Origin of the sequence: Pseudomonas sp. EA_65y_Pfl1_P113 (assembly GCF_963970525.1) — a bacterium.
In the GTDB taxonomy this organism is placed as follows: Bacteria; Pseudomonadota; Gammaproteobacteria; order Pseudomonadales; family Pseudomonadaceae; genus Aquipseudomonas; species Aquipseudomonas tritici.
The window spans coordinates 1-428 of record NZ_CAXAQM010000701.1 but is presented as its reverse complement, the minus strand read 5'-3'; the positions used below and the strand labels follow the sequence as shown (position 1 = coordinate 428).

The following is a 428-nucleotide window of genomic DNA, read 5'->3' as shown; positions in this document are numbered from 1 at the left end:
AGGAGCTCGACGCCGCCCTGGTGAACATCCGCCGCCTGCTGACCCCCTCCGGGAAGCTGGTGCTCGGCGACATTCTCCAGCCCCAGGTCGGCATGTTCAGGGACGTCGTCGCGCTGCTCGGCTTCGCCCTGCGTCATGGCTTCCTGAAGGATGCGCTGGTCGGCCTGATCAGCACCGCTCTGTCGGATTACCGCCATCTTCGCTCGCGGATCGGGCTGCAGCGTTACAGCGAGGACGAGATCATGGCCAAACTGAAGGCTGCCGGCTTCGCCGCGCAGCGCGCCCACACCAATATCGGGCACAATCGCTGGCGGATGACCTTCATCGCACGGCCGCCTCTGGTGCGTTAAGCATAACCATGGGCCGTGGTGGCTTGCCGCACCTCGATGGGCAATGATCGCTGCGGCCCGGTGGCGGAAGCGTCAACG

At 65.7% G+C, this 428-nt stretch carries 1 protein-coding gene; it reads left to right on the top strand.

Going from position 1 to position 428, the window contains the following annotated elements; all coding sequences use genetic code 11:
* A partial coding sequence (locus tag AACY52_RS31790; RefSeq protein ID WP_339561625.1) for a hypothetical protein occupies positions 1-350 on the top strand: 350 nt, incomplete at its 5' end.
* Between the last annotated feature and the right edge of the window lie 78 nt (positions 351-428).